General features: G+C 57.1%; 1 protein-coding gene. It reads right to left on the reverse strand.

Annotation, left to right across the window (positions count from 1 at the left end; translation table 11 throughout):
- Window positions 1-91 precede the first annotated feature (91 nt).
- The gene (gene ltrA, locus AC1DU9_RS29745; protein WP_477811261.1) at window positions 92-1408 is read right to left on the reverse strand and encodes a group II intron reverse transcriptase/maturase; all 1317 of its coding nucleotides are present in this window, start codon (window positions 1406-1408) and stop codon (window positions 92-94) included.
- Between the last annotated feature and the right edge of the window lie 429 nt (window positions 1409-1837).

Raw genomic sequence — 1837 nt, forward strand, 5'->3', positions numbered from 1 at the left:
ATCATCGGCATAGGGGACGGCCTTCATAGACCGTACCCCTGCCACACCACCCGGCATGCGGGTCCGCACCGGGCGGTTCGAGGGATTGAGGTCAGGAGAGACGTGGAAGTCCCAAGCGATCAAACCACGCGAGATTAAGCACCCAATTCAAGGCCCATCGACTGTTGTCCCACCAACGACGGGTGTTACATGCCACTTTCTGGGCGACTTCTTTACTCGCACCCAAAGCCCGYAATTCRCGATAAGTCGTCGTTCCCCGYTTCCATTGCTTGAGTTGAATCGCTCTGAGTCGGTGCCGCATCCATTTRTCCAATTCRCGCCAGACGCCTGGTGTTTGCGACAACTTGAARTAGGCTTTCCAACCCAGCAAATARGGACGTAGGAGGTCGACGACCTGCTGCAAACTGCGGCCACATGAACGGCGAGTGAACTGCCGGATRCGTTGCTTGAATTGCTTTTGTGCCTTCTGAGATACCGCACGTTTGACTTCGTCACGGGYGCACCAAAATGCATAACCCAGAAACTTGCGACCAAACGCACTGGCCACYGCGCTCTTGCTCTCGTTGAYGCTCAAGTGCAGCTTTTCATACAGACGCCTCAGCAAGATCATCACCCGCTGCCCGGCTTTATGACTGCGAACATAAACGTTCGCGTCGTCGGCATAGCGCACGAAGCAATGACCTCGATGTTCAAGCTCCCGATCCACTTCGTCCAGCAGCACATTTGCCAGCAACGGTGACAGYGGACCGCCCTGCGGCGCCCCGYAGCGGCTTTTCTCGATTACGCCATTGATCAGCGTTCCCGCATCCAGGTACGCCCGGACCAGTCGAATAACCGCCCGWTCCGCAATCCGTTTGCGTAGGCGATCAATCAAAATGTCGTGATCGACCCGGTCGAAGAACTTCTCCAGATCAACATCCACCACCACTTKGCGCCCCGAGGACACATACCGCTGAGCCGCCAAAACGGCGTCCTGCGCGCAACGTCCCGGGCGAAAGCCGTAGCTGTGTTCACTGAAGGTCGGATCGAGGAGTGGCTGCAAGACTTGCAGCAGTGCTTGTTGAATCAGGCGGTCGGTGACCGTCGGAATGCCCAACTCGCGTTCACCGCCGTCAGGTTTGGGGATGACCACGCGTCTTACCGGACTGGGCCGGTAGACACCTGAAAGTAGCTGTTCACAAATCACTGGCCATTGAGTCAGCAAGGCTTCAGCAGTCTGTTCAATGTCCAGACCGTCAACTCCCGCTGCACCTTTATTRGCTTTGACCCGTTTCCACGCCCGTTTCAGGTTTTCTCTCGCAAAGGCCCGTTCCAGCAGCCTTTGCCCTGCGTTGTCGGATTCATCTTGCGGGCGATTGACCTCGTCGCTGGCGGGACTTCTCACGGYTTCACCGCTCGTTATCTCCATCCGCCCCGCGTTTGGCAGGCATCTGACTTCCGGTCGTTCGCATCAACATGGCCTACAACACTCTCTCTCGTTCGGCCCTTCGTCAAAAAAAARGACTACTACGGCCTCTGCTGACTTCTCGCTCCGGCTCGCACCGTCGCCCTTTCAGACACAAGGCGAGATCTCCCCAGGTAAGAACGCAATCCTTCCCCGCACAACCGCCGGATTTACGCAGCCTGATCCTTGACCACAAGAGCTTCGCGATCTTTTGCTCGCTCGCCCTGATCGGCTTCGCCTTATATCCGGTTCTTGTCCATCGGCTCGCGGTTTCGATTCACGCTTCCTCCCCACACTCGGTCGCCCTCATGCAGTTGCGCTTCACTTCGTTCGCTGTGGTCAGCTTACGACGGGACTTTCACCCGCAAGATTGCGCCCATGCTGGGCGCACAA

The sequence above is a fragment of the Pseudomonas sp. P4_C1 genome (assembly GCF_056402155.1).